Annotated in this window: 28 protein-coding genes; 11 read left to right on the top strand and 17 right to left on the bottom strand. The window is 69.8% G+C overall.

Annotated elements, in window-relative coordinates; all coding sequences use genetic code 11:
* Positions 1–10: 10 nt before the first annotated feature.
* The 4 genes from mftD to mftA form a co-directional block, all read right to left on the bottom strand.
* Positions 11–1,189, bottom strand: a complete 1,179-nt coding sequence (gene mftD / locus ACFWPA_RS16835; protein WP_378571062.1) for a pre-mycofactocin synthase MftD — start codon at positions 1,187–1,189, stop codon at positions 11–13.
* Between the two features lie 10 nt (positions 1,190–1,199).
* Positions 1,200–2,426: a mycofactocin radical SAM maturase gene (gene mftC, locus ACFWPA_RS16830; protein ID WP_378508127.1), complete on the bottom strand. Its 1,227-nt coding sequence runs from the start codon at positions 2,424–2,426 to the stop codon at positions 1,200–1,202.
* Between the two features lie 66 nt (positions 2,427–2,492).
* Positions 2,493–2,789 (bottom strand): mycofactocin biosynthesis chaperone MftB, encoded by a 297-nt coding sequence (mftB, locus tag ACFWPA_RS16825; RefSeq protein WP_378508128.1) that lies wholly within the window; start codon positions 2,787–2,789, stop codon positions 2,493–2,495.
* Entirely contained in the window at positions 2,774–2,872 is a 99-nt protein-coding gene (mftA, locus tag ACFWPA_RS16820; protein WP_378508129.1) for a mycofactocin precursor MftA, read from the bottom strand. The genes mftB and mftA overlap by 16 nt, the downstream gene beginning before the upstream one ends.
* A 105-nt stretch (positions 2,873–2,977) precedes the next feature.
* On the opposite strand from mftA, the gene mftR reads away from it, so the two are divergent.
* The 3 genes from mftR (at position 2,978) to ACFWPA_RS16805 (ending at position 5,603) form a co-directional block, all read left to right on the top strand.
* Positions 2,978–3,592 (top strand): mycofactocin system transcriptional regulator, encoded by a 615-nt coding sequence (mftR, locus tag ACFWPA_RS16815; RefSeq protein WP_378571059.1) that lies wholly within the window; start codon positions 2,978–2,980, stop codon positions 3,590–3,592.
* Between the two features lie 119 nt (positions 3,593–3,711).
* Positions 3,712–4,392 carry a mycofactocin system transcriptional regulator MftR2 gene (mftR2, locus tag ACFWPA_RS16810; protein ID WP_378508131.1) on the top strand — a complete coding sequence of 227 codons (681 nt, stop codon included), beginning with the start codon at positions 3,712–3,714 and terminating at the stop codon, positions 4,390–4,392.
* A 155-nt stretch (positions 4,393–4,547) separates the two neighbouring features.
* The gene (locus ACFWPA_RS16805; RefSeq protein ID WP_378571057.1) at positions 4,548–5,603 is read left to right on the top strand and encodes a 2Fe-2S iron-sulfur cluster-binding protein; all 1,056 of its coding nucleotides are present in this window, start codon (positions 4,548–4,550) and stop codon (positions 5,601–5,603) included.
* Between the two features lie 30 nt (positions 5,604–5,633).
* Here ACFWPA_RS16805 and ACFWPA_RS16800 read toward each other — a convergent pair whose 3' ends face one another.
* Positions 5,634–6,383, bottom strand: a complete 750-nt coding sequence (locus ACFWPA_RS16800; protein ID WP_378571055.1) for a DNA alkylation repair protein — start codon at positions 6,381–6,383, stop codon at positions 5,634–5,636.
* Positions 6,384–6,504: 121 nt separating this feature from the next.
* Here ACFWPA_RS16800 and ACFWPA_RS16795 point away from each other — a divergent pair, with 121 nt between their 5' ends.
* Both ACFWPA_RS16795 and ACFWPA_RS16790 read left to right on the top strand, forming a co-directional pair.
* The gene (locus ACFWPA_RS16795) at positions 6,505–6,876 is read left to right on the top strand and encodes an SPW repeat protein (RefSeq protein ID WP_378571053.1); all 372 of its coding nucleotides are present in this window, start codon (positions 6,505–6,507) and stop codon (positions 6,874–6,876) included.
* A 77-nt stretch (positions 6,877–6,953) separates the two neighbouring features.
* Positions 6,954–7,556: a TetR/AcrR family transcriptional regulator gene (locus ACFWPA_RS16790; RefSeq protein WP_378571051.1), complete on the top strand. Its 603-nt coding sequence runs from the start codon at positions 6,954–6,956 to the stop codon at positions 7,554–7,556.
* 82 nt (positions 7,557–7,638) lie between these two features.
* Here ACFWPA_RS16790 and ACFWPA_RS16785 read toward each other — a convergent pair whose 3' ends face one another.
* From ACFWPA_RS16785 to ACFWPA_RS16760, 6 genes are all read right to left on the bottom strand, one after another.
* Positions 7,639–8,433, bottom strand: a complete 795-nt coding sequence (locus ACFWPA_RS16785; protein WP_378571049.1) for a glutamate racemase — start codon at positions 8,431–8,433, stop codon at positions 7,639–7,641.
* A 48-nt stretch (positions 8,434–8,481) separates the two neighbouring features.
* Positions 8,482–9,561, bottom strand: coding sequence for a hypothetical protein (locus ACFWPA_RS16780; RefSeq protein ID WP_378571047.1), 1,080 nt, complete (start codon positions 9,559–9,561; stop codon positions 8,482–8,484).
* Positions 9,562–9,574: 13 nt separating this feature from the next.
* Positions 9,575–10,015: a Zn-ribbon domain-containing OB-fold protein gene (locus ACFWPA_RS16775; protein WP_378508138.1), complete on the bottom strand. Its 441-nt coding sequence runs from the start codon at positions 10,013–10,015 to the stop codon at positions 9,575–9,577.
* Between the two features lie 43 nt (positions 10,016–10,058).
* Positions 10,059–11,261: an NAD(P)/FAD-dependent oxidoreductase gene (locus ACFWPA_RS16770; protein ID WP_378508139.1), complete on the bottom strand. Its 1,203-nt coding sequence runs from the start codon at positions 11,259–11,261 to the stop codon at positions 10,059–10,061.
* A 92-nt stretch (positions 11,262–11,353) separates the two neighbouring features.
* Positions 11,354–11,845, bottom strand: a complete 492-nt coding sequence (locus tag ACFWPA_RS16765; protein ID WP_378571045.1) for a twin-arginine translocation pathway signal — start codon at positions 11,843–11,845, stop codon at positions 11,354–11,356.
* The gene (locus ACFWPA_RS16760; RefSeq protein ID WP_378508141.1) at positions 11,842–12,366 is read right to left on the bottom strand and encodes a hypothetical protein; all 525 of its coding nucleotides are present in this window, start codon (positions 12,364–12,366) and stop codon (positions 11,842–11,844) included. The genes ACFWPA_RS16765 and ACFWPA_RS16760 overlap by 4 nt, the downstream gene beginning before the upstream one ends.
* 141 nt (positions 12,367–12,507) lie before the next feature.
* On the opposite strand from ACFWPA_RS16760, the gene ACFWPA_RS16755 reads away from it, so the two are divergent.
* From ACFWPA_RS16755 to ACFWPA_RS16735, 5 genes are read left to right on the top strand one after another with little or no spacing between them, the layout of a single operon-like run.
* Entirely contained in the window at positions 12,508–12,987 is a 480-nt protein-coding gene (locus tag ACFWPA_RS16755; protein WP_378508142.1) for an Asp23/Gls24 family envelope stress response protein, read from the top strand.
* The gene (locus ACFWPA_RS16750; protein ID WP_378508143.1) at positions 12,984–13,292 is read left to right on the top strand and encodes a hypothetical protein; all 309 of its coding nucleotides are present in this window, start codon (positions 12,984–12,986) and stop codon (positions 13,290–13,292) included. The genes ACFWPA_RS16755 and ACFWPA_RS16750 overlap by 4 nt, the downstream gene beginning before the upstream one ends.
* Entirely contained in the window at positions 13,289–13,468 is a 180-nt protein-coding gene (locus ACFWPA_RS16745; protein WP_378508144.1) for a DUF2273 domain-containing protein, read from the top strand. The genes ACFWPA_RS16750 and ACFWPA_RS16745 overlap by 4 nt, the downstream gene beginning before the upstream one ends.
* Positions 13,461–14,438, top strand: coding sequence for an Asp23/Gls24 family envelope stress response protein (locus ACFWPA_RS16740; RefSeq protein WP_378508145.1), 978 nt, complete (start codon positions 13,461–13,463; stop codon positions 14,436–14,438). Before ACFWPA_RS16745 ends, ACFWPA_RS16740 begins: the two co-directional genes overlap by 8 nt.
* Positions 14,435–14,995, top strand: coding sequence for a hypothetical protein (locus ACFWPA_RS16735; RefSeq protein ID WP_378508146.1), 561 nt, complete (start codon positions 14,435–14,437; stop codon positions 14,993–14,995). The genes ACFWPA_RS16740 and ACFWPA_RS16735 overlap by 4 nt, the downstream gene beginning before the upstream one ends.
* 252 nt (positions 14,996–15,247) lie before the next feature.
* Here the strand turns inward: ACFWPA_RS16735 and tuf are convergent, their stop codons facing one another.
* From tuf to ACFWPA_RS16705, 6 genes are all read right to left on the bottom strand, one after another.
* Entirely contained in the window at positions 15,248–16,438 is a 1,191-nt protein-coding gene (tuf, locus tag ACFWPA_RS16730; protein ID WP_378508147.1) for an elongation factor Tu, read from the bottom strand.
* An 87-nt stretch (positions 16,439–16,525) separates the two neighbouring features.
* Positions 16,526–18,628: an elongation factor G gene (gene fusA / locus ACFWPA_RS16725; RefSeq protein ID WP_378508148.1), complete on the bottom strand. Its 2,103-nt coding sequence runs from the start codon at positions 18,626–18,628 to the stop codon at positions 16,526–16,528.
* A gap of 137 nt (positions 18,629–18,765) precedes the next feature.
* A complete protein-coding gene (gene rpsG, locus ACFWPA_RS16720; protein ID WP_378508149.1) occupies positions 18,766–19,236 on the bottom strand; it encodes a 30S ribosomal protein S7 in 471 nt (156 codons plus the stop codon).
* Complete coding sequence (gene rpsL, locus ACFWPA_RS16715; protein WP_345349761.1) at positions 19,236–19,610, bottom strand: 30S ribosomal protein S12; 375 nt, start codon at positions 19,608–19,610, stop codon at positions 19,236–19,238. Before rpsL ends, rpsG begins: the two co-directional genes overlap by 1 nt.
* Before the next feature lie 273 nt (positions 19,611–19,883).
* Positions 19,884–21,302 (bottom strand): wax ester/triacylglycerol synthase domain-containing protein, encoded by a 1,419-nt coding sequence (locus ACFWPA_RS16710; protein WP_378508150.1) that lies wholly within the window; start codon positions 21,300–21,302, stop codon positions 19,884–19,886.
* 111 nt (positions 21,303–21,413) lie between these two features.
* A complete protein-coding gene (locus ACFWPA_RS16705; protein ID WP_378508151.1) occupies positions 21,414–22,034 on the bottom strand; it encodes a TetR/AcrR family transcriptional regulator in 621 nt (206 codons plus the stop codon).
* A 168-nt stretch (positions 22,035–22,202) separates the two neighbouring features.
* Between ACFWPA_RS16705 and ACFWPA_RS16700 the strand changes: the two genes are divergently transcribed.
* A complete protein-coding gene (locus ACFWPA_RS16700; protein ID WP_378508152.1) occupies positions 22,203–22,337 on the top strand; it encodes a hypothetical protein in 135 nt (44 codons plus the stop codon).
* Positions 22,338–22,373 lie beyond the last annotated feature (36 nt).

The following is a 22,373-nucleotide window of genomic DNA, read 5'->3' as shown; positions in this document are numbered from 1 at the left end:
GCCCGTCAGGTCAGAGCCCGAGGTCGCGGCGGAAGCCGTCGGGGACGACCAGGTCCGTTGGGGACAGGTCCGCGACACTGGAGTGCCCGAGCCCGAGGACGGCGGAGTCGACACCACCGCGCAGGATGTCGAGAACGTTCTCGACACCGGCCTGCCCGTTCGCGGCGAGGCCCCACAGGTAGGCGCGGCCGATCATCACGGCCCGGGCGCCGAGGGCGAGGGCCTTGACGACGTCGGAACCGCGGCGGATGCCGCCGTCGAGGACCACCTCGAGCTGCTCGCCGACGGCCTCCGCGATCGCGGGCAGCGCCCGAATCGGGGCGGGGGTGCCGTCCAGGTTGTTGCCGCCGTGGTTCGAGACGGAGATCGCGGTGCAGCCCGCGTCGACGGCGCGCTTGGCGTCGTCGACCCGCATGACGCCCTTGAGCATGAACGGACCGTCCCACTGCTCACGCAGCCAGGCGACGTCCTCCCAGGTGGGCAGCGGGGTCCCCATCCACTCCCCGTAGGCACCGAAGAACGTCGGCGCGGGGCCGCCGTCCGCCGGGGCGAGGTTCGGGGTGGTCAGGTCCGGGATGGCGCCGGAACGGACGAACTGCGACAGCCACTTCGGGTGCAGCAGGCCCTGCAGGGCGTTCGCCTTCATCGCGGCGAAGTCCATCTTCTCCGGGATCGACGGGGAACCCCAGTCGCGGCCCATCGAGAACGACCAGTCCAGCGTCATGATCAGGCCGGTGGCACCCGCCTTCTTGGCGCGCTCCATCCGGTGCAGCAGTTCGTCCCTGGTGCCGACCCAGTACATCTGGAAGAAGGTCTGCGGGTTCGCCGCCGTCACCTCCTCGACGGACTTGCTGGCGAACGAGGACAGGCCCATCGCGATGCCCCGCGCGGCGGCCGCCCTGGCAACGGCGACCTCACCGTCGGGGTGCACGGCCTGCACACCGGTCGGGGAGATCATGACCGGGAACGACAGCGGCTGTCCCATCACGCTGGTGGACAGTTCGCGCTTGTCCGACAGGCCGGCGACATGCGGAGCGAACCCGAGCTCGCCGAAGGCGTCGATGTTGTCGCTGGTGGTCAGGCCCTTCTCGGAACCGGCGACCAGCGCCATGTACACCGGCTTCGGGAGCTGCTTCTTCGCCCGCCGCTGCGCCTCGGCAACGGTCTCGAACCAGGCATTCTTTGCCATCAATATTCCTCTATTTCATTCCCGCGAGCGGGTTTTCGTCACAGATCTTGGCCGGGGGCCGGGTGGTGAGCAGGGTCAGCGGGACCGGCGCCTGCGGGATGCGGCGCTCGGCGCGCTTCCCGGTCCTGGAGTGATCCTGGCTGGACTTCGGGACGCTACGGTCCGCAGCAAGGGCCGATTCACCGTATCCCTGAACGCATTCGGGGTCCGGGCCGTCCATCGGCAGGCCGGTGAAGAACTTGGCCGCCATGCAACCGCCGCGGCAGGCGTCGTAGTGCGAGCACTTCGAGCAGGCGCCGCCGGTCTGCGGTGACCGGAGGTCCTGGAACAGTTCGGAGTGCTGCCACACCTGCTGGAAACCGCCGTCGGACACGATGTTTCCGGCGAGGAACTGGTCGTGGATCGCGAACGGGCAGGCGTACACGTCACCGATCGGGTCGATCAGGCACACCACCCGGCCCGCGCCGCACAGGTTCAGTCCGGGCAGCGCGTCACCGTAGGCGGACAGGTGGAAGAACGAATCACCGGTCAGCACGCCCTCGCCATTGGCGACGAGCCAGTCGTAGAGTTCACGCTGCTGCGCCTGGGTCGGGTGCAGCTCGTCCCAGACGTCCGCGCCGCGGCCGGACGGGCGCAGGCGGGTGATCCGCAGCGTCGCACCGTACGTGTCGGCGAGTGCCTTGAACTCGTCGAGCTGGCTCACATTCTGGCGGGTGACGACCACCGAGATCTTCGCGTCCTTGAACCCCGCCTCGGCCAGGTTCTCCAGCGCCCGCACCGCCATCGCGAACGAGCCGGGACCGCGGACCGCGTCGTTGACCTCCGCGGTGGCGCCGTCGAGGGAGATCTGCACGTCGACATAGTCGGACGCGGCAAGGCGGGCCGCGACCTTCTTGTCGATCTTCACGCCGTTGGTGGAGAACTTCACGCCGACCTGGTGTGCGGTCGCGTAGTCGACCAGTTCCCAGAAGTCGGAGCGGACGGTTGGCTCACCGCCGCCGATGTTCACGTAGAAGACCTGCATCCGCTGCAGCTCGTCGATGATCGACTTGCACTGCTCGGTGGACAGCTCCCGCGGGTCGCGGCGGCCGGACGAGGACAGGCAGTGCACGCACGACAGGTTGCACGCGTAGGTCAGCTCCCAGGTCAGGCAGATCGGAGCATCGAGGCCGAGTTCGAACTGGTCGACCAGCCTGCCGACCGGGGCGGGTGCGGGTGGTTCCAAAACAGAGGTCATGGGCGCGGGTCCTCGTCAGACGAAGTGATGGGGCGGCGGCGTGAGGGGCTGCTCACGCGCGGCGGTTCAGGCGGCGGGGGCCGCGGCAGCGGGGACGATCATCTTCGACTCCGCGAGGGTTGCCAGGGCGCGGGCGTACATGTCGATGCGGGCGTCCTCGATGCCTGCGGCGCGGATCGCGCTGCGCGCGTCGGGATGGTCGGCCAGGGACTTCACGATGCCGACGATGGTCACGTTCTTGAGAAAGGACAGCTTCCTGGTCCCGAAGTGGTAGAGCAACGCCCCGAAAGGTTCGGGGCGAAGCGCCACCTGCGGGTGCAGCTGCCACCCGGTGTCGAGATTCACGATCAGTACACGCCGCACATGCCGTCGATCGACACCTCTTCCACCAGGGACTCCTGGACGAGCTCGGTTTCGTTGACTGCGGACTCGCGAGCGTCGGACATCGACATGCCTCCTGTGTCAGGGTTGTTCCGGTCGCAGCTGGAGCGCTGTGACTCGGCTCACCACATTAATGGCATCGAGTGCAGAAAGAAAGGCGGGAGTAGAAGTTGACGCGTACCCGCAGGTCAGGGACCGGACGCATCGGCCGTCGGCCGTCCACCACCCCCGATCTGATCAGCAACATCGCGATCGGTTTGTTCGCCGAGCACGGCTTCGACGAGACCAGCGTCGACCAGATCGCGGAGGCGGCCGGGATCGCGCGGCGCACCCTCTTCCGGTACTTCCCCTCCAAGAACGCGGTGCCCTGGGGCAACTTCGACACCCACCTGGCCGAGATGCGCGACCACCTGGCGAACCTGCCGCGCGATGTCCCCCTCGCCGACGGCCTGACCCGGGCGTTGCTCGAGTTCAACGACTTCCCAGCGGACGTGGCGCCGATTCACCGCCAACGCATGGAGGTGATCCTCAACGTGCCCGCACTGCAGGCCTACTCGATGGTCATGTACACGGGCTGGCGCGCGGTGATCGCGGAATATGTCGCCGCACGGACCGGCCTGGAGGCGACCGATCACCTGCCGCGCACCGTCGGGTGGACCGTCCTCGGGGTCGCCCTCGCGGCGTACGAGCAGTGGCTCACCGACGAGTCCCTCGAGCTGCCCGACCTGCTGCGCGCGGGCAGCGCAACGCTGGGCGCAGGGCTGGCGGCGGTGCCCGTCGTCTGATCGGGGGCACCGCGCGGATACCTCCTTTTCGCTCGACCCGGTCCCCGCACCGCCGATACGCCCTAAACTTGGACGCGGGATGGACACCAGCCGTCCCACCGATCGTCATGAGGCACACGATGACGGAGAAGTCCGTGATCTTGGGTCGGCCGTCCGGTCGCAACGCCGGCGCCGATTCACGGACACCCGGCTCCACACACGGCAACCTGTCCGAGCAGGAGATCGTGGAGGCGGCCCTGCGCGTGATCCACCAGGACGGGCTGGACAAGCTCTCGATGCGGCGCCTGTCCCGCGAGCTCGGCGTGTCCGCGATGGCGCCCTATTACTACGTCTCCGACAAGGACGAATTGCTTGAGCTGGTCGCGACCGCCGCGCTCGACGGCGTCGCCGCCCCGCCACCGGGTCCGGACTGGGCGGAACGCCTGCGCACCCTCATCGACCAGATCGACGAGCGCCTGTCGACCTATCCCGGGCTCGGGGAGGTGCTGCTCGAGCGGATGCTGCGATCCCAGCGTCACCTGGTCGCGCTGGTCATGGAGATCCTGTTCGACGCCGGATTCGACGAGCGCAGCGTCTACTGCGCGTATGCGACGATCCACACCTACCTGTTCGGCCGCAGCGGCGTCTCCACGCAGGATCCCCCGGTCCCGGACCGGACGGGGCTGCCCGAGGTGATCGCCCGCGCCACCCGGCGCCTCGACGAGATCCATGGCCGCGACGTCTACCGGTTCGGGGTCGCGACCATCATCTCCGGCCTGCAGGCGCAGCTGGAGCGGCAGGGACACTCGCCGTCGTCCTGAGCGGGTCCCGATTATCGGGAATGGGGCGGCACAAATTACGATCCAGCTGCTTCGATGGTGTCTGCTAGGCTAAAAACTAGAACACGTTCCAGAATGTGCCCAGTCGCACACCCCGCCGTCCCTGCATCCGCAGAGCCCCGAGAGGATCGACCACGATGACCACAGTTGACATGCCGCACAGCTCCAGGTCGGTTGTGCTCACCGTGTCGGGCGTCGTCGAGGAAACCGCAGACGCACGTTCGCTGGTGTTCACCGTCCCGGACGAGCAGCGCAGCCGCTTCGAGTACAAGCCGGGCCAGTTCCTCACCCTGCGCATCCCGAGCGATCGCACCGGCTCGGTCGCCCGCTGCTACTCGCTGGCCAGCTCGCCGTTCACCGACGGCGACCCGAAGGTCACGGTCAAGCGCACCCTCGACGGCTATGGCTCGAACTGGCTGTGCGACAACATCGCGGTCGGCGACACCATCGAGGTGCTGCCCCCGTCCGGCGTGTTCAGCCCGAAGTCCCTCGACCACGACTTCCTGCTCTGGGGCGCGGGCAGCGGCATCACCCCGGTGATCTCGATCCTCAAGTCGGCGCTGAGCCAGGGCAGCGGCAAGGTCGTCCTGATCTACGCGAACCGCGACGAGAACTCGGTGATCTTCCGGGACGAGCTGCGCGCCCTCGCCGCCCAGTACCCGACCCGGCTGACCGTCGTGCACTGGCTCGAGTCGCTGCAGGGCCTGCCGACGCCCGACCAGTTCGCCACCCTCGCGGCCCCGTTCACCGGTTTCGAGTCGTTCATGTGCGGGCCGGGCCCGTTCATGGACACCGTGCACAAGGCGCTCGCCGAGGCGGGCGTGCCGCGGACCCAGGTGCACGCCGAGGTGTTCAACTCCCTCGCGGGCGACCCCTTCAAGGACGTCGAGGTCGAGGAGGTCACCGCCGAGGAGGCCGCCGACGCCGCGACCGTGGCGGTCACCCTCGACGGCGAGACCCACGAGATGAGCTGGCCCCGCAAGCAGACCCTGGTCGACATCATGCTCGCGAAGGGCCTGGACGTCCCCTACTCCTGCCAGGAGGGCGAGTGCGGCTCCTGCGCATGCACCGTCCTCAAGGGCGAGGTGGAGATGGAGAACAGCGAGATCCTCGACCCCGAGGACATCGCCGCCGGATACATCCTCGGCTGCCAGGCCCGCCCGGTCACCGACCGGCTCGAGATCGAGTTCTAGCACCTCCCGCGGCGGGGCGGGCACGGTGATCTACGGATCCGTGCCCGCCCCGCCGCGGCGCATCCGCCGGTAGTGCCCGCGGGTGTCGGCGTCGAGGTGTTCGATGGCGTACGACAGCGCCGTCGCCCCCATCGCCGGGGCGTGCCGGTCGAGGAAGTCGGTCAGCAACCGCCGGTCCACCCGCGCACCGACCTCGCGCAGCATCCAGCCCAGCGCCTTCTGGGTGAGGTCGCGGCGGTCGCCGAGCAGCCGGGCGGTCAGGTCGAGGGTCGTCGACGCGTCACCGCGCCGGATGAAGCCGAAGGTGGTCAGCAGCGCAACCCGCCGCCGCCACAGATCCTCGTCCGCGCCGAGCTCGAACACCAGATCCCGGGGCCGGTCGAACAACCAGCCACCGAGGATCCGCTCCGCCGACGCGTCGACGAGGTCCCAGTTGTTCACCCGGCCGCGCAGCACCGCGGCGAGGTAGTGCTCGGCGACCCGCTGCCGCTCGTCGTCGTCCCTGGTCCGGGCGGCGCTCGCCCGCTCGAACCGTCCGGTCGCGATCAGCAGCCCCGCCAATCGGTGCTCGTGAACCTGGCTGTCGAGCAGCGCGTCGACCTCCGCCAATGGCAGGTCCGCGAAGGTCTTGACGACCGCGCGGACCGCGGGGACCCGGACGCCGATGAAGACGTCCCCCTCCCCGTAGTCGCCGGGGCCGGTCTTGAAGAACCGTCGCAGCTGCGCCGCGGCGTCGGCGTCGGCGATCGCGCCCAGCGCCCTCGTCACATCCTCGTGCACCCCGCCGACCTTACGGCCGTCGGCGGCCGGGAGGCCCTTGATCGGTCGGTCGATCAGGTCTATACCGGAAGCATGCCGGTAATCCCGGCATACGCGACAACTCCGGCAGAGGAGGCTGGACATGAACGCAGCAATGAGGCGGTGGCAGGACTGGGCCGCCGTGGTGATCGGCGTCGTCGTGGCACTCTCACCGATCTGGGTCGACACGAACAGCGCCGCCCGATGGTCGATGATCGTGCTCGGTGTGCTCGTCGCCGTCGCCGGCGTCGCCAACATGATGGCCCCCACCAACGAGATGGTCGTGTGGGCGATGGGCGTGCTCGGTGTCCTGATGTTCATCGCACCATGGGTCACCGGCTACTCCGGCATGGCGGGCGCGGCCTGGACATCCTGGGTCGGTGGTGTCCTCACCGTGCTGACCGCGCTGGCAGCGCTTCCCGAAGGGTCCCGGATGCATGCCGGTCACGGCGGCGGACTCGCTCCGCACCACTGACCACCCGTCCGAAAATCCACACACCGTGACAACCGTGCCGGGCCGGATCCCCCGACCCGGCGACGGAGGTGGTCGACTTGCCTGTACCGCGCCAGGGACGCATCCCCGGCACGGGCGGTGACACTCGGCGGCGGATCCTCGACGCCGCCGAAGAACTCATCGCCGCGCGCGGATTCGACGCCACATCCACCGCCGCGATCGCGACCAGCGCCGGCGTCCCCAAGGGCCTGATCTTCTACTACTTCCCCACCAAGGAGTCGATTCTCACCACGCTGATCGCCGAGCGCCTCCCCACCGACCCGATCGGCGACATCGACGGGCTCGCCGTCACCGGTGAACCCGAGGTCGCGCTGGTCAACCTCGACGCCGCGCTCGACCTGACGGGTCGGCGCACGATCCGCGAGATCGTCTGGCGGGAGGCCGACACTCATCCGCTGGTGCGTGAGCAGCTGCGGGCGTTGCGCACCTACCTGCACGACGTGACGGTGGAGGTCCTGCGGCTCAGCTCGCCCCTCACCGCCCCCGCACGGGTGCTCGACTCGTGCGCGACGGCGTGGGTCGCCGCGATGTTCTCCGCGACCCACCTCGACCGGTTCCGGGAACGCGACGAACGCGCCGACGACCTGCGGGCGGTGGCCCGGGTGGTCACGGCGGGGCTCGGTGCGCTGTCACACCCGTGAGCGCGGTGTCGCGAGGTGAGCGCCCCGTCGCAAGCCGAGCGAACGGCACATTCATTCGACCTGATCGAGTGAACGCTTCCGTTCAGTCGGTGGGGGTTGGGGCGGGGTGTGGGTGTGGGTGCGGGTGAAGGAGTGGGGCGGCAGCGGCGTAGCTGCGGGCGCCGGCGGGCAGCTCGCCGGGACGACCGCTGAGCAGCACCGACACCGAGCCGCTGCCGCCGAGGTCGCGGCCGAGGGCGTCGATGCGGCGCAGCGTCTGCGCGGCGACGGCCTGCGCACTGTCGAACAGCGTCACCCCCGACGGCAGGCGCGCGGCGATCTCGTCGGCGACCAGCGGATAGTGGGTGCAGCCGAGGACGACGGCGTCGCAGGCCACCGGGGTCGCGGCGGCGGCACTGTCGATGGCCGCGAGGATCCGGTCCCGGTCGCCTGCGTCGATCGCATCGGCCAATCCGTGGCAGGCGACCCCGACCACGTCGCTGCCGTTCGCGAACCGCGCGATCAGGTCGGCCTGGTACCGGCTCGCCGTCGTCGCGGCGGTCGCCCAGATCGCGACCGAGCTGGACGCGGCCGCGGCCGGTTTGATCGCCGGGACGGTCCCGATCACCGGGACCGCGGCACCGAGGTGGGCGCGAACCTCGTCGAGCGCGGTGACGCTCGCCGTGTTGCACGGCAGGACCACGACCTGTGCGCCGAGGTCGACGGCCTGGTCGGCGGCGGCGAGCACCCGGTCGATCACCCACGGCGCGGGCTTCGGCCCCCACGGCGCACCGTCGGGATCGAGGGAGAGCAGCAGGTCGAGGTCCGGGCGCAGCCGACGCAGCCAGGCCGAGGTGGGCAGCAGCCCGAGCCCGGAGTCGATCAGCGCGACGGTCACCGAACCAACGTAGTCCGCGCACCCGCCGATGCGTCATCCCGGTCCCCCTCACCTGCGCAGCAGCAGGCACCCGGCCGCGGCGCGGCCACCGAGCCCGACGACGGCGGTCGTGGGCCCGCCCCGCACCTGGGCGCGGCCCGCGGTGCCCCGCAGCTGCGCGACGGCCTCGACGACCAGGTCCAGGTCGGGTCGCCGACCGGTCCCGAGGTGCCCGCCGTGCGGGTTCACCGGCAGCACGCCGCCCCGGGAGATCGCGGCGCCGGTCGCGACGAATCGTCCGGCGGCACCGGCGTCGCACCGGCCGAGGGCCTCCAGCCACCAGAGCACCGCCACGGAGAATTCGTCCCCGATCAGCGCGACGTCGGGGTCGGTGGGGGCGCCCGACAGGTCCGCCCACATCGCCGCGGCCGCGCGCTCCGCGACGCCGTCGGTGGCGTCCTGTTCCGGTAGCGGGCCCGCCGCGTACGCGGCGCCGACGCCGTCGACCCGGATCCGCGGCGATGCGTCACTGGTGCGGGTCGACAACACGATCGCCGCCGCGCCCCCCGCCGGGCGGGCCCGGTCGTGCAGGCACAGCGGGTCCACCAGCATCGGCGCGGCGAGGTAGTCACGCAGGCGCAGCCCGCCACCGACGTTCGCGGAGGCCACCATCGCCACCTGCGCCAACTCGGTGCGGGTGAGTCCGTAGCGCTCGATGTAGGCGCGGGCGGCGAGTGCGACCCCGACGAGTGCGCCGTCCGCCCCGTACGGCGCGTGCCAGCCCGCACGGCCAGCGACGGCCGCCGCTGGTCCGAACCGGTCGACGGCACGCGCTCGCGCCGGGTCCGGAGCGAGCGCCTCAACGCACACCACGGTCCCGGTCCGGCCAGCCGCCACCGCGTCCACCGCCTGCACCAACCCGGCACCGACCACGGAAGTGTCGTTTTCCTGTGCCCGCCACAACAATTCAAGCCCAAGCGCATCGGCGACGTCCACCGCGTCGCAGCCGATCGCAAGCAGTCCCGTGACCTCGGTGCGCGGCATACCCGCATCGGTGAGCGCGGCGAGGGCCGCGGTGACCGCCGCGCCGGCCACCCCGCCTGCGCCGACCCGGACGCGGCCGGCCCCGGTCACCAGGATGTCGCGCACCGCATCGCCCCGTTCACGACACCGCCTCGATGCGGTCCTCGAACGCATCGGAGTCCTCGAACTCCGCCAGTGGCAACCAGATTCGCTCATCGAGCTGCTCAAAGACCAGGCGCATCGGGGCGCCGACCCGCGGGGTGTCCGGGCCGCCGCCGAGCAGGCCGAGGGTGATGCGCACCCCCTCCACCAGGTCGACGACACCGACCAGGTACGGCGGCGCGGGCACGGCCCGGACCGGCTCGACGACCACCGCCCAGGTCAGCAGCGCACCCTTGCCCGAGACCGGCTCGAATGCCAGGTCGGTGCCCCAGCACCCGCGGCAGCACGGAGCGGGCGGGAACGACCAGCGCAGGCAGCGCAGGCAGCGCTGCACGGACAGGCGTCCGGACGCACCCGATGTCCAGTGCGTCGCGGTCAGCTCCGTCAGCTCGGGGAGGGCACGTCGACCGTGCACCATGAGTTCACGGTAGCCGCCCGCGCGGGCGGCGGCTGCGAAATCCTCAGACCGTTGCCGCGGCGAGCACGTCCTCGATCGCGACCCGGCCCGCGACCTTCGCGCGCATCTTCATCACGGCGCCCGCGAGCCCGCCGCCGACCACCGCGACCAGCCGCCCGTCCCGTTCGTAGTACGCGAGGAACTTGCGGCCGTCGTCACGGACGAGGTGCACGGTGTCGGTGCCGGACGGCTCGCCGAGCGCCTGGATCTTGACGTCGTACTGGTCGCTCCAGAAGTAGGGCACCTGGGCGGCGACGTCCGGGGCCGCGCCGGTGACGAGGGTGTGCGCGAGGACCTTCGCCTGCTCGCCGACATTGCTCCAGTGCTCGACGCGCCGCTGATCGCCCTCGGGGTGCCGCCACGCTGCGACGTCGCCGACCACCCACACGTTCGGGTCGCTGGTGCGCCCAGCCTCGTCGGCGAGGACGCCGCCACCGGCGGTGCGGTCGGCGAGGTCGATCCCGGACCCCTCCAGCCAGCCGGTGACCGGATGCGAACCGATCCCGACGACGACCACGTCGGCGGCGATCTCGGTGCCGTCCCCGAGCACGGCGCCGGTCACCCGGGTGTCGCCGCGCAGCGAGTCCAGCCCGACCCCGGTGCGAACGTCGACGCCCTCACCGGTGTGCAGCCGGGCCACCAGCGCGCCGACCTGCTCACCGAGCACGGATGCCAGGGGGGACGGCTGCGGCTCGACGAGCACCACGTCCAGGCCGCGGGCGCGCATGCTGGCTGCGACCTCGCAGCCAATGAATCCGGCACCGACGACGAGACCGGTGCGGCCTGCGGTCAGGTCCGCGCGCAACGCCAGGGAATCGTCGAGGGTCCGCAGCACATGCACGCCCTGCAGGTCGGGAAGGCCGGGGATCCGCCGGGGGGTCAGGCCGGTCGCGATCACCAACCGGTCGTAGTCGACGCCGGTGCCGTCCTCGAGGGTCACCGTCCTTGCGGACGGGTCGACCGACACCGCGCGGGCCCCGAGCCGCAGCTCGACGCCCAGTTCGTCGTAGTACTCGGCCGGCTTGAGGGTGACGTCGTCGTTCTCCCCGCGCACCACATCCTTGGACAGCGGCGGGCGGTCGTACGGCAGGTGCGACTCCTCACCGAGCAGGGTGATTGCCCCCTCGTGGCCGGCCCGGCGCAGCTCCTCCGCGGTCCGCAGACCCGCCAGTCCTGCCCCCACGATCACGATCCGTCCGACACCCATGGTGCGTCCTCACCCTTCGACACGTTCTCCACGACCGTCATCGGTCCCCATAGTCATACCAAACAGAAACACGTTCCAGTAGTGCCAGGTCCTCAGGAGATCTCCAGCCCCGAGATCAGCCACTCCCCATCGACGCTGGTCAGGCTGACCCGCGCACCCACCGTCGCGGTCACGGGATCCGGTGTCGCCTCGGTGCTGGTGACCTGTTTCAGGAACACGAGCGCGTCGGCCCGGTCGGCGCTGAGCGACCCGATCCCGGAATCGACCGCGGTCGCGGTGGTGGTGATCTTCTCCGCCCGCGCGGTGGGAACGATCGTGGCGTCGGTGAGGCGGCTGTAGTACTCGCGGAAGTCACCGGTCAGTCGCTGCGTCGCCGCGTACATGTCGGCCGCGACAGTCTCGGGCGTGTAACTCAGCAACGCCGCCGCCCCGTCGGCGGCAACCTGCGCGACCTCGGCCCGCACCGCGTCCCCGGTCCGCTGATCCGCCCGGTAGAGGCGGACGTACAGGGCCACCGCCGCCACGGCGAGGATCACGGCGAGGACGGCGAGCAGCCACACCCCGCGGGTCATCCGCCCCCTCACGCGACGTACTCCAGGTGTGCGGTCTTGTATCCCTCACCGACCCGGTCCATCGTCATCCGCAGCCGCCACACCCGGGACTGCGGCTCCGGTGCGGCCCGGTTCGTCACCGTCGAGGCGACCTGCACGAGCACCGTGCCGTGATCACCCTGCCAGGACTCGACGGCCGCATCGGCGCGGTCCGCGACGGTGGTGACCTCGGTGTCCTCGACGACCGACACGAACGAGTCCGCACTCTCGGCGAACTGGTCGCGGAAGTCGCCGGTGGCCCCGGCCAGCACCCGGTCGACATCGCTGCGGGCATGGGTGTGATCGACGGTGGCAAGGTTCATCGCGGTCCGCTCCGCCGCCGCCATCGCCTGCCGTCGCGCCGTCTCGTCCGCGGCGACGCCGCGATGCTGCCACACCAGAGCGCCGCAGGCGATCGCCAGTGCCAGGCACAGCACCGTCAGCATCGTCAGCGCCGTGACACCGCCACGCCGACGCCGTTGCCTGCCCGGGCCCGCCGCCCGTGTGTCCCCCATCTACCCCGTCCTCCGTCCATGTCGCCTGCCCTGGGCAGTGCGCTCCACCGTAGGTGATCGGACTCACAGCGCGGTGGGCGCCCATCCGAGCCGGATCGCCTGCGGACAGATCCGGCCTGCACGTCCTAGTGTTGACGTGTGATGAGCGAATCCGGGCGCACCGATCCCCCTGCCCACGCGCCGCGGGCCGAGCCGCGCTTTGCTACCGCGGCCTCGACCGAGCTGGTCGGGTCCCAGGGGCGCACGATCATCGCGGACGCGGTGGTCGCGAAGATCGCGGGAATCGCGACCAGGGAAATCAGCGGCGTGTTCGATGTTGGCGGTGGCACCGCGCGGGTCGTCGGCGCGCTGCGCGACCGGATCCCCGGCGCCCGGGTCAATCACGGGCAGGGCGTCGCGGTGGAGGTCGGTGAGAAGCAGGCCGCGATCGACATCGGCATCGTCGCCGAGTACGGCGTCGCGCTGCACGAACTGGCGGCCGGGATCCGGCGCAATGTGATCGCCGCGGTCGAGCAGATGACCGGACTGGAGGTCACCGAGGTCAACATCACCGTCTACGACGTGGTGCTGTTCGACGAGGATGCGACCGGCGACACCGACAGTCGCCCGAGGGTGCAGTGAACGACGTCGACGACGCGGAATTCGTTGCCGCCCAGGTGTGTACGGTTCCCGGCGTGGCGGCACTGCACGGCGGCCGGTTCGGTGAGATCGCCACCTACCTGCCCGGCAGGCGACTGCTGGGGGTGCGGATCACCGACACCGGGTGCGAGGTGCACGTCGTCGTCGCCTACCCGCACAACGTCGTCGATGTCGCGGCCGCCGTGCACCGGACGGTCGGGCCGCTGGTCGGCGTCCCGGTCACGGTCACCGTCGCCGACGTCGCCGACGACACCGCGTCCGCCACCACGGAAGGGACCTCGCGATGAACAGCACGGTCGTCGGCCTGATCGCGGGGCTGCTGCTCGCCCTCGCCGGAATCCTCGGCGGTTTCGCCGGATTCGTGTTCGCGGTGATGCTCGGCGCACTGGGGATGGCGGTCGGCGCGCACCGCGACGGCCACTTCGATCTCGGTGCGTTGCTGCGGAGCCGCGGTCGTGGCTGACGGCGGTCCCCCGGCGACGCCGGATCGGGCACCGACCGACCTCGAACTCGAACGTGGCGTCCGGGGCCGACTGACCGTCAAGGACCGGGCGATCTCCAAGATCGCCGCCGCGGCCGCGCTGTCGGTGCCGGGTGTGGTGCGCCGGTCCGGCGGCCTGCTCACGTTGCCGGGGCGGGACCTCCCCCGCGCCGAGGTCACCGCCGAGGGCGACTCGGTCGCGGTGACGCTGTACCTGGCGGTGGCGTGGCCGAGTCCGGTCGCGATGCTGTCGCGGGAGGTGCACTACGCGGTCACCGAGCGGGTCGAGACCCTGACCGGGCTGATGCTCGACCGCCTGCACATCGTGGTCGCCGAGGCGGTGCCGCGGGGCGCGGACGACCGCGACACCGGGGTGGACGCGCGCCAACTGGCCGACGACCACGCGGGCCTCCTCGCCCCGGTGCCGTCCAGGGAGCCGTTGGCCCGCCCGGACGCCGCGGTCGTTGCGGTGATCGCCGCGGTCCTGCTGATCGGGGTGGCGGTGGTTGCCGGGCGGGAGTTCCTCATCGCGAAGGAGGTGATCGCCCCGGCCGCATGGCTGCGCAATTCGGTGTCCTGGGTCGCGGATCTGCACTGGCAGGCGTGGATGGCCGCCGCGGCGGCGCTGGGCGTCGTCCTCGGGGCGCTGCTCGTCTTCGTGTCGCTCACGCCCCGGACCCGGACCCATCTTCCGCTGGGCGCGGGTGGAACGGTGTGGCTGCGCCCGACGGACGTGGCGCGCATGTGCAGCGCTCGCGCCGGGACCGTCGCCGGCGTCGCCGCGGTGCGGACCATCGTGGACCGTCGCCGGGTCACCGTGCACGTCGCCCCGGACGGTGCGGTGCCGGACGTCGAACTTGACCTGTGTGTGCGGGAGTCCGTCGGACCGTCGCTCGACGCGGTCGCGTCGCCGCGTGAACTGCGGGTCCGGATCGGGCGGGTGAGATCGTGAGGCGCCGGACCTCGGTCCTCGACAGACTGGTGGCGCTCGCCGCGGGCTGTGTGCTGCTCGCCGCCAGCGGGCTGACCCTGGCCTGGGCATTCGATGTCGACTGGGCTCGCGCGGCGGTGCGGCGCGTCGACCGGGCGCGACTCGCGGCCGTGCCGGACGAGTCGTGGTGGCCAACCATGCTCGCCACGACCGCCGTCATCGCGCTGCTCGGCGGGCTGGTCCTGCTGGTGGTCAACCTGCGTCGGGGCCGTCCGGAGACGATGCCGGTGTTCCCCGGCGGGGTGGCCGAAGCCGACCTGTCCGTGGACCTGGGCCCGCTCGCGGTCGGGTTGGCGGACGAGTTGGCCGCCCTCGACGGGGTGCGCACCGTCCGGTCGACCGCGGTCGACGACCGCGGACTCGCGACGCTCCGGGTGACGGTCGTCGCCGACCCGACCGTCGACGTCGTCGACTTCACCCGCAGCGCGGAGGCGATGGCCCGGTCGATGGCCGCCGCCCTGCCTGGCGCGCCGGTCGCGACGCAGGTGCTGCTCCACCTCGACCCCACCGACCGCTGACCCGGTCCCCCCTCGAGCGAACGGAACATTCATTCGATCTCATCGACTGAACGCTTCCGTTCACTCGGGAGGATCGAGGGGAGGGTCCCCATCGCGACCCCCGCCACGACCGCGATACCCCGGCGCCGCGATACCCGGAAACGCCGAACGGCGCCCACCCCGAGGGGTGGACGCCGTTCGGCGTGTACTTGCTCAGATCAGCAAGCGTTCACCGTGAAGGGTGAAATCACTTGACGATCCCGTAGGCAGTGCCTACTTGACAATCTTCGTGACGCGACCGGCGCCGACGGTACGGCCACCCTCGCGGATCGCGAAGCGCAGGCCCTCGTCCATGGCGACCGGCTGGATCAGCACGACGGACATCTCGGTGTTGTCACCGGGCATGACCATCTCGGTGCCCTCGGGCAGGGTCACGACGCCCGTCACGTCCGTGGTACGGAAGTAGAACTGCGGGCGGTAGTTGTTGAAGAACGGGGTGTGGCGGCCGCCCTCGTCCTTCGACAGGATGTACGCCTGGCCCTCGAACTCCGTGTGCGGGGTGGTGGTGCCCGGCTTGATGACGACCTGGCCGCGCTCCACGTCCTCGCGCTTGATGCCACGGACGAGCAGGCCGACGTTGTCGCCCGCCTGGCCCTGGTCGAGCAGCTTGCGGAACATCTCGATGCCGGTGACCGTGGTCTTGGTGGTCTCCGGGCGGATGCCGACGATCTCGACTTCCTCGTTCACGTTGACGACGCCACGCTCGATGCGGCCGGTGACGACGGTGCCACGACCGGTGATCGTGAAGACGTCCTCGACCGGCATCAGGAACGGCTTGTCGGTCTCACGAACCGGGTCCGGGATGGACTCGTCGACGGCAGCCATCAGGTCCTCGATGGACTTGACCCACTTGGCGTCGCCCTCGAGCGCCTTGAGCGCCGAGATCGGGATGACCGGAGCGTTCTCGTCGAACTCCTGGCCTGCCAGCAGCTCGCGGACCTCCATCTCGACGAGCTCGAGGATTTCCTCGTCGTCGACCATGTCGGCCTTGTTCAGGGCGACGAGGATGTAGGGCACGCCGACCTGGCGGGCGAGCAGCACGTGCTCGCGGGTCTGCGGCATCGGGCCGTCGGTGGCGGCCACGACCAGGATCGCGCCGTCCATCTGGGCAGCGCCGGTGATCATGTTCTTGATGTAGTCGGCGTGACCCGGAGCGTCGACGTGAGCGTAGTGGCGCTTCTCCGTCTGGTACTCGACGTGGGAGATGTTGATCGTGATACCACGAGCCTTCTCCTCAGGCGCCTTGTCGATCTGATCGAAAGCGAAGCTCTCGTTCAGGTCCGGGTACTTGTCGGCCAGCACCTTGGTGATCGCAGCCGTGGTGGTGGTCTTGCCGTGGTCGACGTGACCGATGGTGCCGATGTTCACGTGCGGCTTGGTCCGCTCGAACTTCGCCTTCGCCACTGGTGTCCTCCTGGACTGATTGTGCTTGCGGTATGCAGCAGTGCGGTTGTTATTACTTTGGTCGTACTGCGGTCGACGAGACCGAGGTTACTCGCCGGTCGCCTTGGCGATGATTTCCTTCGAGACGTTCGCGGGAACCTCTGCGTAGGAATCGAACACCATGGAGAAGTTCGCGCGACCCTGGGTCTTCGACCGCAGGTCGCCGATGTAGCCGAACATCTCCGAGAGCGGAACCAGCGCCTTGACGACACGGGCACCACTGCGTTCCTCCATGGCCTGGATCTGGCCACGGCGGGAGTTGAGGTCGCCGATCACGTCGCCCATGTAATCCTCGGGCGTGGTGACCTCGACAGCCATGATGGGTTCGAGAATGACCGGGCCTGCCTTGCGGGCGGCTTCCTTCAGCGCCTGCGAACCGGCAACCTTGAAGGCCATTTCCGAGGAGTCGACGTCGTGGTACGCGCCGTCGAGCAGCGTCAGCTTCAGGTTCACCAGCGGGTAGCCGGCGAGCACGCCGTACTGCATCGCGTCCTGCGCACCGTGGTCGACGGAGGGGATGTACTCACGCGGAACGCGGCCACCGGAGACCTTGTTCTCGAAGGCGTAGGACTCGCCCTCCTCGCCGAGGTACGGCTCGAGCGCGATGATCACCTTCGCGAACTGACCGGAACCACCGGTCTGCTTCTTGTGGGTGAACTCGTGCTTCTCGACCGTCTTGGTGATGGTCTCGCGGTACGCGACCTGCGGCTTGCCGACGTTGGCCTCGACCTTGAACTCGCGACGCATGCGGTCGACGAGGATGTCGAGGTGCAGCTCACCCATGCCGCCAATGACGGTCTGGCCGGTCTCCTCGTCGAGTTCGACGGAGAACGTCGGATCCTCTTCGGCGAGCTTCTGGATCGCGGTGCCCAGCTTCTCCTGATCGGACTTGGTCTTCGGCTCGATGGAGACCTGGATGACCGGGTCCGGGAAGCTCATCGACTCGAGCACGATCGGGTTGGCCTGATCGCACAGGGTGTCACCGGTGGTGGTGTCCTTCAGGCCGATCATCGCGTAGATGTGGCCCGCGACGGCCTCGTCGACCGGGTTCTCCTTGTTGGCGTGCATCTGGAAGAGCTTGCCGATGCGCTCCTTCTTGCCCTTGGTGGCGTTGAGCACCTGGGCGCCCGGATCGATCCGGCCGGAGTAGACGCGAACGAAGGTCAGCTTGCCGAAGAACGGGTGCGCCGCAATCTTGAAGGCGAGAGCCGAGAACGGCTCCTCCTTGCTCGGCTTGCGGGTGAGCTCCTCCTCCTCGTTGTTCAGCGCGTGCCCGTGCACCTCGCCGATGTCGAGGGGGTTCGGCAGGTAGTCGATGACCGCGTCGAGCATGGGCTGAACGCCCTTGTTCTTGAACGCGGAACCACACAGCACCGGGTACAGCTCGGAGTTGACCGTCATCTTGCGGATGGCGCCCTTGATCTCCTCGACGGTGAGCTCCTCGCCGCCGAAGTACTTCTCCATGAGCGCTTCGTCGGACTCGGCGACCGTCTCGAGTAGCTTCTCGCGGTACTCGGCGGCCTTGTCGGCCAGGTCCGCGGGGATCTCCTCGATGGTCGGCTCGGTACCGGTCGGCACAACGCCGCGCCAGGTGATGGCCTTCATCTCGACGAGGTCGACGACGCCGTCGAAGTCGTCCTCGGCGCCGATCGGCAGCTGCAGGACCAGCGGCTTCGCGCCGAGACGGTCGATGATGGTCTGCACGGTGAAGTAGAAGTCCGCGCCCATCTTGTCCATCTTGTTGACGAAGCAGATGCGCGGAACGTCGTACTTGGCAGCCTGGCGCCAGACCTGCTCGGACTGGGGCTCGACGCCCTCCTTGCCGTCGAACACCGCGACGGCGCCGTCGAGGACGCGCAGCGACCGCTCGACCTCGACCGTGAAGTCGACGTGGCCGGGGGTGTCGATGATGTTGATCTGGTTCTTGTTCCAGAAGCAGGTGACGGCGGCGGAGGTGATGGTGATACCACGCTCCTTCTCCTGCTCCATCCAGTCCGTCGTCGACGCACCGTCGTGGGTCTCACCGATCTTGTAGTTCACACCGGTGTAGAAGAGGATGCGCTCGGTCGTGGTGGTCTTGCCGGCGTCGATGTGCGCCATGATGCCGATGTTGCGGACCTTGTTCAGGTCGGTCAGCACTTCCTGTGCCACAGGATTCTTCCCCGCTCGTAGCTCGTGTCGGCCCTACCGGACCACGTTTTCTTGTATTCGCAGCCGGCCCTGATCGGACCCGACACTGCAGTGACGACGCCCGGGCGGCACCCGTTGAGGTGCCGCCCGGTGTCGAATCACCAGCGGTAGTGCGCGAACGCCTTGTTGGCTTCAGCCATCTTGTGCGTGTCCTCGCGACGCTTCACGGCAGCACCCAGGCCATTGCTGGCATCCAGGAGCTCGTTGGCGAGGCGATCGACCATCGTCTTCTCGCGACGCGCGCGGGAGAAGGTCACCAGCCAGCGCAGCGCCAGCGTGGTGGACCGACCCGGACGAACCTCGACCGGCACCTGGTAGGTGGCGCCACCGACGCGGCGGCTGCGGACCTCGAGGGCGGGCTTGACGTTGTCCAGCGCGCGCTTGAGGGTGACGACCGGATCGGTGCCGGTCTTCTCCCGAGCCTGCTCGAGGGCACCGTAGACGATGCGCTCCGCAGTGGACTTCTTGCCGTCCAGCAGGATCTTGTTGACGAGCTGGGTGACCAGCGGCGAACCGTAGACCGGATCCGCGACGAGCGGCCGCTTGGGAGCGGGACCCTTACGAGGCATCAGCCCTTCTCCTTCTTCGCGCCGTAGCGGCTACGAGCCTGCTTGCGGTTCTTGACACCCTGGGTGTCAAGCGAGCCGCGGATGATCTTGTAGCGAACACCCGGGAGGTCCTTCACACGACCGCCGCGGACGAGCACCATCGAGTGCTCCTGCAGGTTGTGACCCTCACCGGGGATGTACGCGGTGACCTCGACGGAGCTGGTCAGGCGCACGCGGGCGACCTTACGCAGCGCGGAGTTCGGCTTCTTCGGGGTCGTGGTGTACACGCGGGTGCACACGCCACGACGCTGCGGGCTGCCCTTCAGTGCAGCGGTCTTCTGCTTCGACGGCTTGTCGCGCCGCCCCTTGCGGACCAGCTGGTTGATGGTTGGCATATACCGGCTTTCTTCTTCTTCGCCGTTTACCCGGAGGCAACCTGGCGTTTGTGTATTCAGGGATCCAGCAGTTGGAGCAAGAAAACGCTGCTCCTCACCCGTTCCTCGACCACGAGGTCGGGCGTGTCGCATACCCCCACGCAGGCAGCCGGATGCTCGCAACTCGGTCTCGGGAGACACGGCTACGCGCGCGGCATTGCCTCGCTAGGCACACAAATCGGCCCGATACGTCCAGGCACGACCCACAACGATACCCGCCGCCGCCGCGACAGGTCAAAGCGGCGGCTCGACCGGGTGGGTCTCCACGCGGGCGGCCGCGTCGGCCAGTTCCCGGAACGAGCCGCGCAGCAGCGCCGCGTACCGGTCGATGTCGGGCATCCGGTCCGGGTCGACGGCGAAGGTCACCGTCAGCGTCCGACCGGTGGACACGATGTAGTGGTTCAGGCACGAGCCTGCGCCGATCCCGAGGATCCCGAACCCGCCGATCACCCGACTCCCGAAGAACCGCACCCCCTCCGCCCGGCGCGGGACGTTGGAGATCATCGTGTTGCCGAGCGCGACGGTGTCCCCCTCCCCGATCGGCAGTCGGGACCCCACCGCCTGCAGCCTGCGCACGTAGGGCGCGGGAGCGGAGTCGAGCACCGCGGACAGTTCCGCGATCGCCGGATGCCGGAACCTGACCTTCTCCGCCGTCATCGACTCGTGGGTCGCGGCCACCCTCCGGACGCGGTCCGCGAGGTCGGTGTGCAGGTCCACCGACAGCACCACGAAGTTGTTGCGGGACCGGCTCGCGAGCGTCCCCCGCATCGACAACGCCACCTTGCCGCCGAGGGACGCGGGCGGCTGCTCGCCGTGCTCGCGCAGATAGGTGACCATCGCGTCCCCGATCACCTCGGACACGACCTCGGTGACGGTGACGCCGGGCAGTCGGGAGCGGATCCGGTCGATCTCGTCGAGGTCGACGCTGACCGCGTCGAACGCGAATCCCGGACCGGGCCTGCGGTTAAATCGGGTCGACGGCCACCGCCAGCGCGGCGCGCTCACCTCGCCGCGCGCCGCCGCCCGCTGGGCAGCCCGCGTCAGGATCTGGGCCCGCACGCCGCCGCGGGCGAACCGGAACACGACCACCGGCAGCCGCAGCACCGCCCGCGCGGCGGCGCCCCCGGGCGACACCGCCGCGGGCAACGCGCCCGGCGCGGGCGGCTCGGGGGCGAACAGGTCGCGGGCCAGCGCGACGACCTCCACCCCGTCGCCCACCGCGTGGTGGACCTTGAACACCACGACGCAGGCACCGTCGGGCACGCCATCGACCCCGGTGACGCCGGTGATCACCAGCAGTGACCACGGCGGACGCTCCAGTGGAACCCGGGTCCGGCAGAGTTCGGCGATCCGGTCCCGCACCGCGGGCCAGCCGGGACCGGGGGCCGCCTCGACCGCGACGTGGGCACGCAGATCGAAGTTGGGATCCGGCTGCCAGTAGGGGAGGTCGACGTCGGCCGGGTAGCGCCGGATCCGGCTGCGAAACATCGGCGAGTGACGGATCCGGGGCCCGACCCACGCCAGCACCGCGTCGAGATCGAGATCCGCGGGCAGCCCGTCGGGGTCGAAGATGTACGCGTCGACGATCCGTGAGACGTGCGCACCCGTCTCGACCAGGATGTGCGTCGCATCGGTGGGAGTCAGCTGGTCCATCGGTCCGTGTCCTCCGCCTCGCCGGCGCCGGTGCGGCGCACACACACGCGAACCCCTCGAAATGGACATCCTATGGGGCTCGGGCCGATCGCGCGGGTCGACGTGCCGCGGTCAGCTCGGGCGCGGGGTGCGCGTCGTGGACGCATCCGCCAGCGCGGCGTCGAGTTGCTCGGACCAGCTGCGGACGATGTCCCGCCTGCGACCCGAATCGTCGGTCAGGATGTCGGCGAGCCCGAGCCCGCGCGCGAGGTCAAGGGTCGCCTGCACCAGCGACCGGACGCGTGGGTCGGAGCCGTCGACGCCGAGCTGGTCGACCGCGACCCGGTGCGCGGTGCGGCCGAACCGTTCCTCCAGCGGCAGCACCCGCTCGCGCAGGGCCGGGTCCGACGACGCCGCCGTCCACACCTGCAGCGCCGCCTTGAAGAGGGTGCCGGTGTAGTAGTCGACCAGGCGGCCGACCACCGCGGCGGTCCGTCCCGCACCGACGGGCAGGTCCACCGCCTCGTCGCGCGCCTGCTGCATCCGGGAATCGAACATGAACTCCAGCGCGCCGGTGATGAGGTCCTCACGGGTCGGGAAGTGATGCTGTGCGGCCCCGCGCGAGACGCCGGCTCGCGCGGCGACCACGCCGACGGTGGTTGCGGCCCAGCCCTGTTCTGCGAGGCAGTCGATCGCTGCTTCGAGCAACCGCTGCCGCGTCAGCCTGCTGCGGTCCTGTTGCGGTTCACGCATCGGTTACCTCGCCCCTTCCGAGCGGCCCTATGTAACACACAGGGAAACTCCACGTTTCCGGATGTAGATCACATTGCAATCACAAATTGCCCTGCGGTACGAATGAGTCGGCTCCTAGAGGGGGGCCGAGCGTTGTACGACCGTTACATCCAGACTTTAGGAGTACTCATGGGTTCCGCTGAGATCATCCCCGGCCTCGACTTCGTTGCCGACCTCGCGAGCGCGGTCAGCGACCTCGCCGGCGCCGTCAGCTTCTTCGCCGGCTCGGCCGACGCCGCGAACGAGGCCTTCGGCCAGGCCTGAGGCGACAAGCCACACAATCAGCATCGAGCCCGTGTC

Origin of the sequence: Rhodococcus sp. NPDC058505 (genome assembly GCF_042720095.1) — a bacterium.
In the GTDB taxonomy this organism is placed as follows: domain Bacteria; phylum Actinomycetota; class Actinomycetes; order Mycobacteriales; family Mycobacteriaceae; genus Rhodococcus_G.
The sequence above is the reverse complement of the archived record's forward strand: the minus strand, read 5'-3'. Positions and strand labels throughout refer to the sequence as shown.

What these genes read in the sequence shown, in the direction of transcription:
- mftD (WP_378571062.1), bottom strand. Translation starts at nt 1,189, where the DNA reads ATGGCAAAGAATGCCTGGTTCGAGACCGTTGCCGAGGCGCAGCGGCGG.
- mftC (WP_378508127.1), bottom strand. Translation starts at nt 2,426, where the DNA reads ATGACCTCTGTTTTGGAACCACCCGCACCCGCCCCGGTCGGCAGGCTG.
- mftA (WP_378508129.1), bottom strand. Translation starts at nt 2,872, where the DNA reads ATGTCCGACGCTCGCGAGTCCGCAGTCAACGAAACCGAGCTCGTCCAG.
- mftR2 (WP_378508131.1), top strand. Translation starts at nt 3,712, where the DNA reads ATGACGGAGAAGTCCGTGATCTTGGGTCGGCCGTCCGGTCGCAACGCC.
- ACFWPA_RS16805 (WP_378571057.1), top strand. Translation starts at nt 4,548, where the DNA reads ATGACCACAGTTGACATGCCGCACAGCTCCAGGTCGGTTGTGCTCACC.
- ACFWPA_RS16795 (WP_378571053.1), top strand. Translation starts at nt 6,505, where the DNA reads ATGAACGCAGCAATGAGGCGGTGGCAGGACTGGGCCGCCGTGGTGATC.
- ACFWPA_RS16775 (WP_378508138.1), bottom strand. Translation starts at nt 10,015, where the DNA reads ATGGTGCACGGTCGACGTGCCCTCCCCGAGCTGACGGAGCTGACCGCG.
- ACFWPA_RS16770 (WP_378508139.1), bottom strand. Translation starts at nt 11,261, where the DNA reads ATGGGTGTCGGACGGATCGTGATCGTGGGGGCAGGACTGGCGGGTCTG.
- ACFWPA_RS16760 (WP_378508141.1), bottom strand. Translation starts at nt 12,366, where the DNA reads ATGGGGGACACACGGGCGGCGGGCCCGGGCAGGCAACGGCGTCGGCGT.
- ACFWPA_RS16755 (WP_378508142.1), top strand. Translation starts at nt 12,508, where the DNA reads ATGAGCGAATCCGGGCGCACCGATCCCCCTGCCCACGCGCCGCGGGCC.
- ACFWPA_RS16745 (WP_378508144.1), top strand. Translation starts at nt 13,289, where the DNA reads ATGAACAGCACGGTCGTCGGCCTGATCGCGGGGCTGCTGCTCGCCCTC.
- rpsG (WP_378508149.1), bottom strand. Translation starts at nt 19,236, where the DNA reads ATGCCTCGTAAGGGTCCCGCTCCCAAGCGGCCGCTCGTCGCGGATCCG.
- rpsL (WP_345349761.1), bottom strand. Translation starts at nt 19,610, where the DNA reads ATGCCAACCATCAACCAGCTGGTCCGCAAGGGGCGGCGCGACAAGCCG.
- ACFWPA_RS16710 (WP_378508150.1), bottom strand. Translation starts at nt 21,302, where the DNA reads ATGGACCAGCTGACTCCCACCGATGCGACGCACATCCTGGTCGAGACG.
- ACFWPA_RS16705 (WP_378508151.1), bottom strand. Translation starts at nt 22,034, where the DNA reads ATGCGTGAACCGCAACAGGACCGCAGCAGGCTGACGCGGCAGCGGTTG.
- ACFWPA_RS16700 (WP_378508152.1), top strand. Translation starts at nt 22,203, where the DNA reads ATGGGTTCCGCTGAGATCATCCCCGGCCTCGACTTCGTTGCCGACCTC.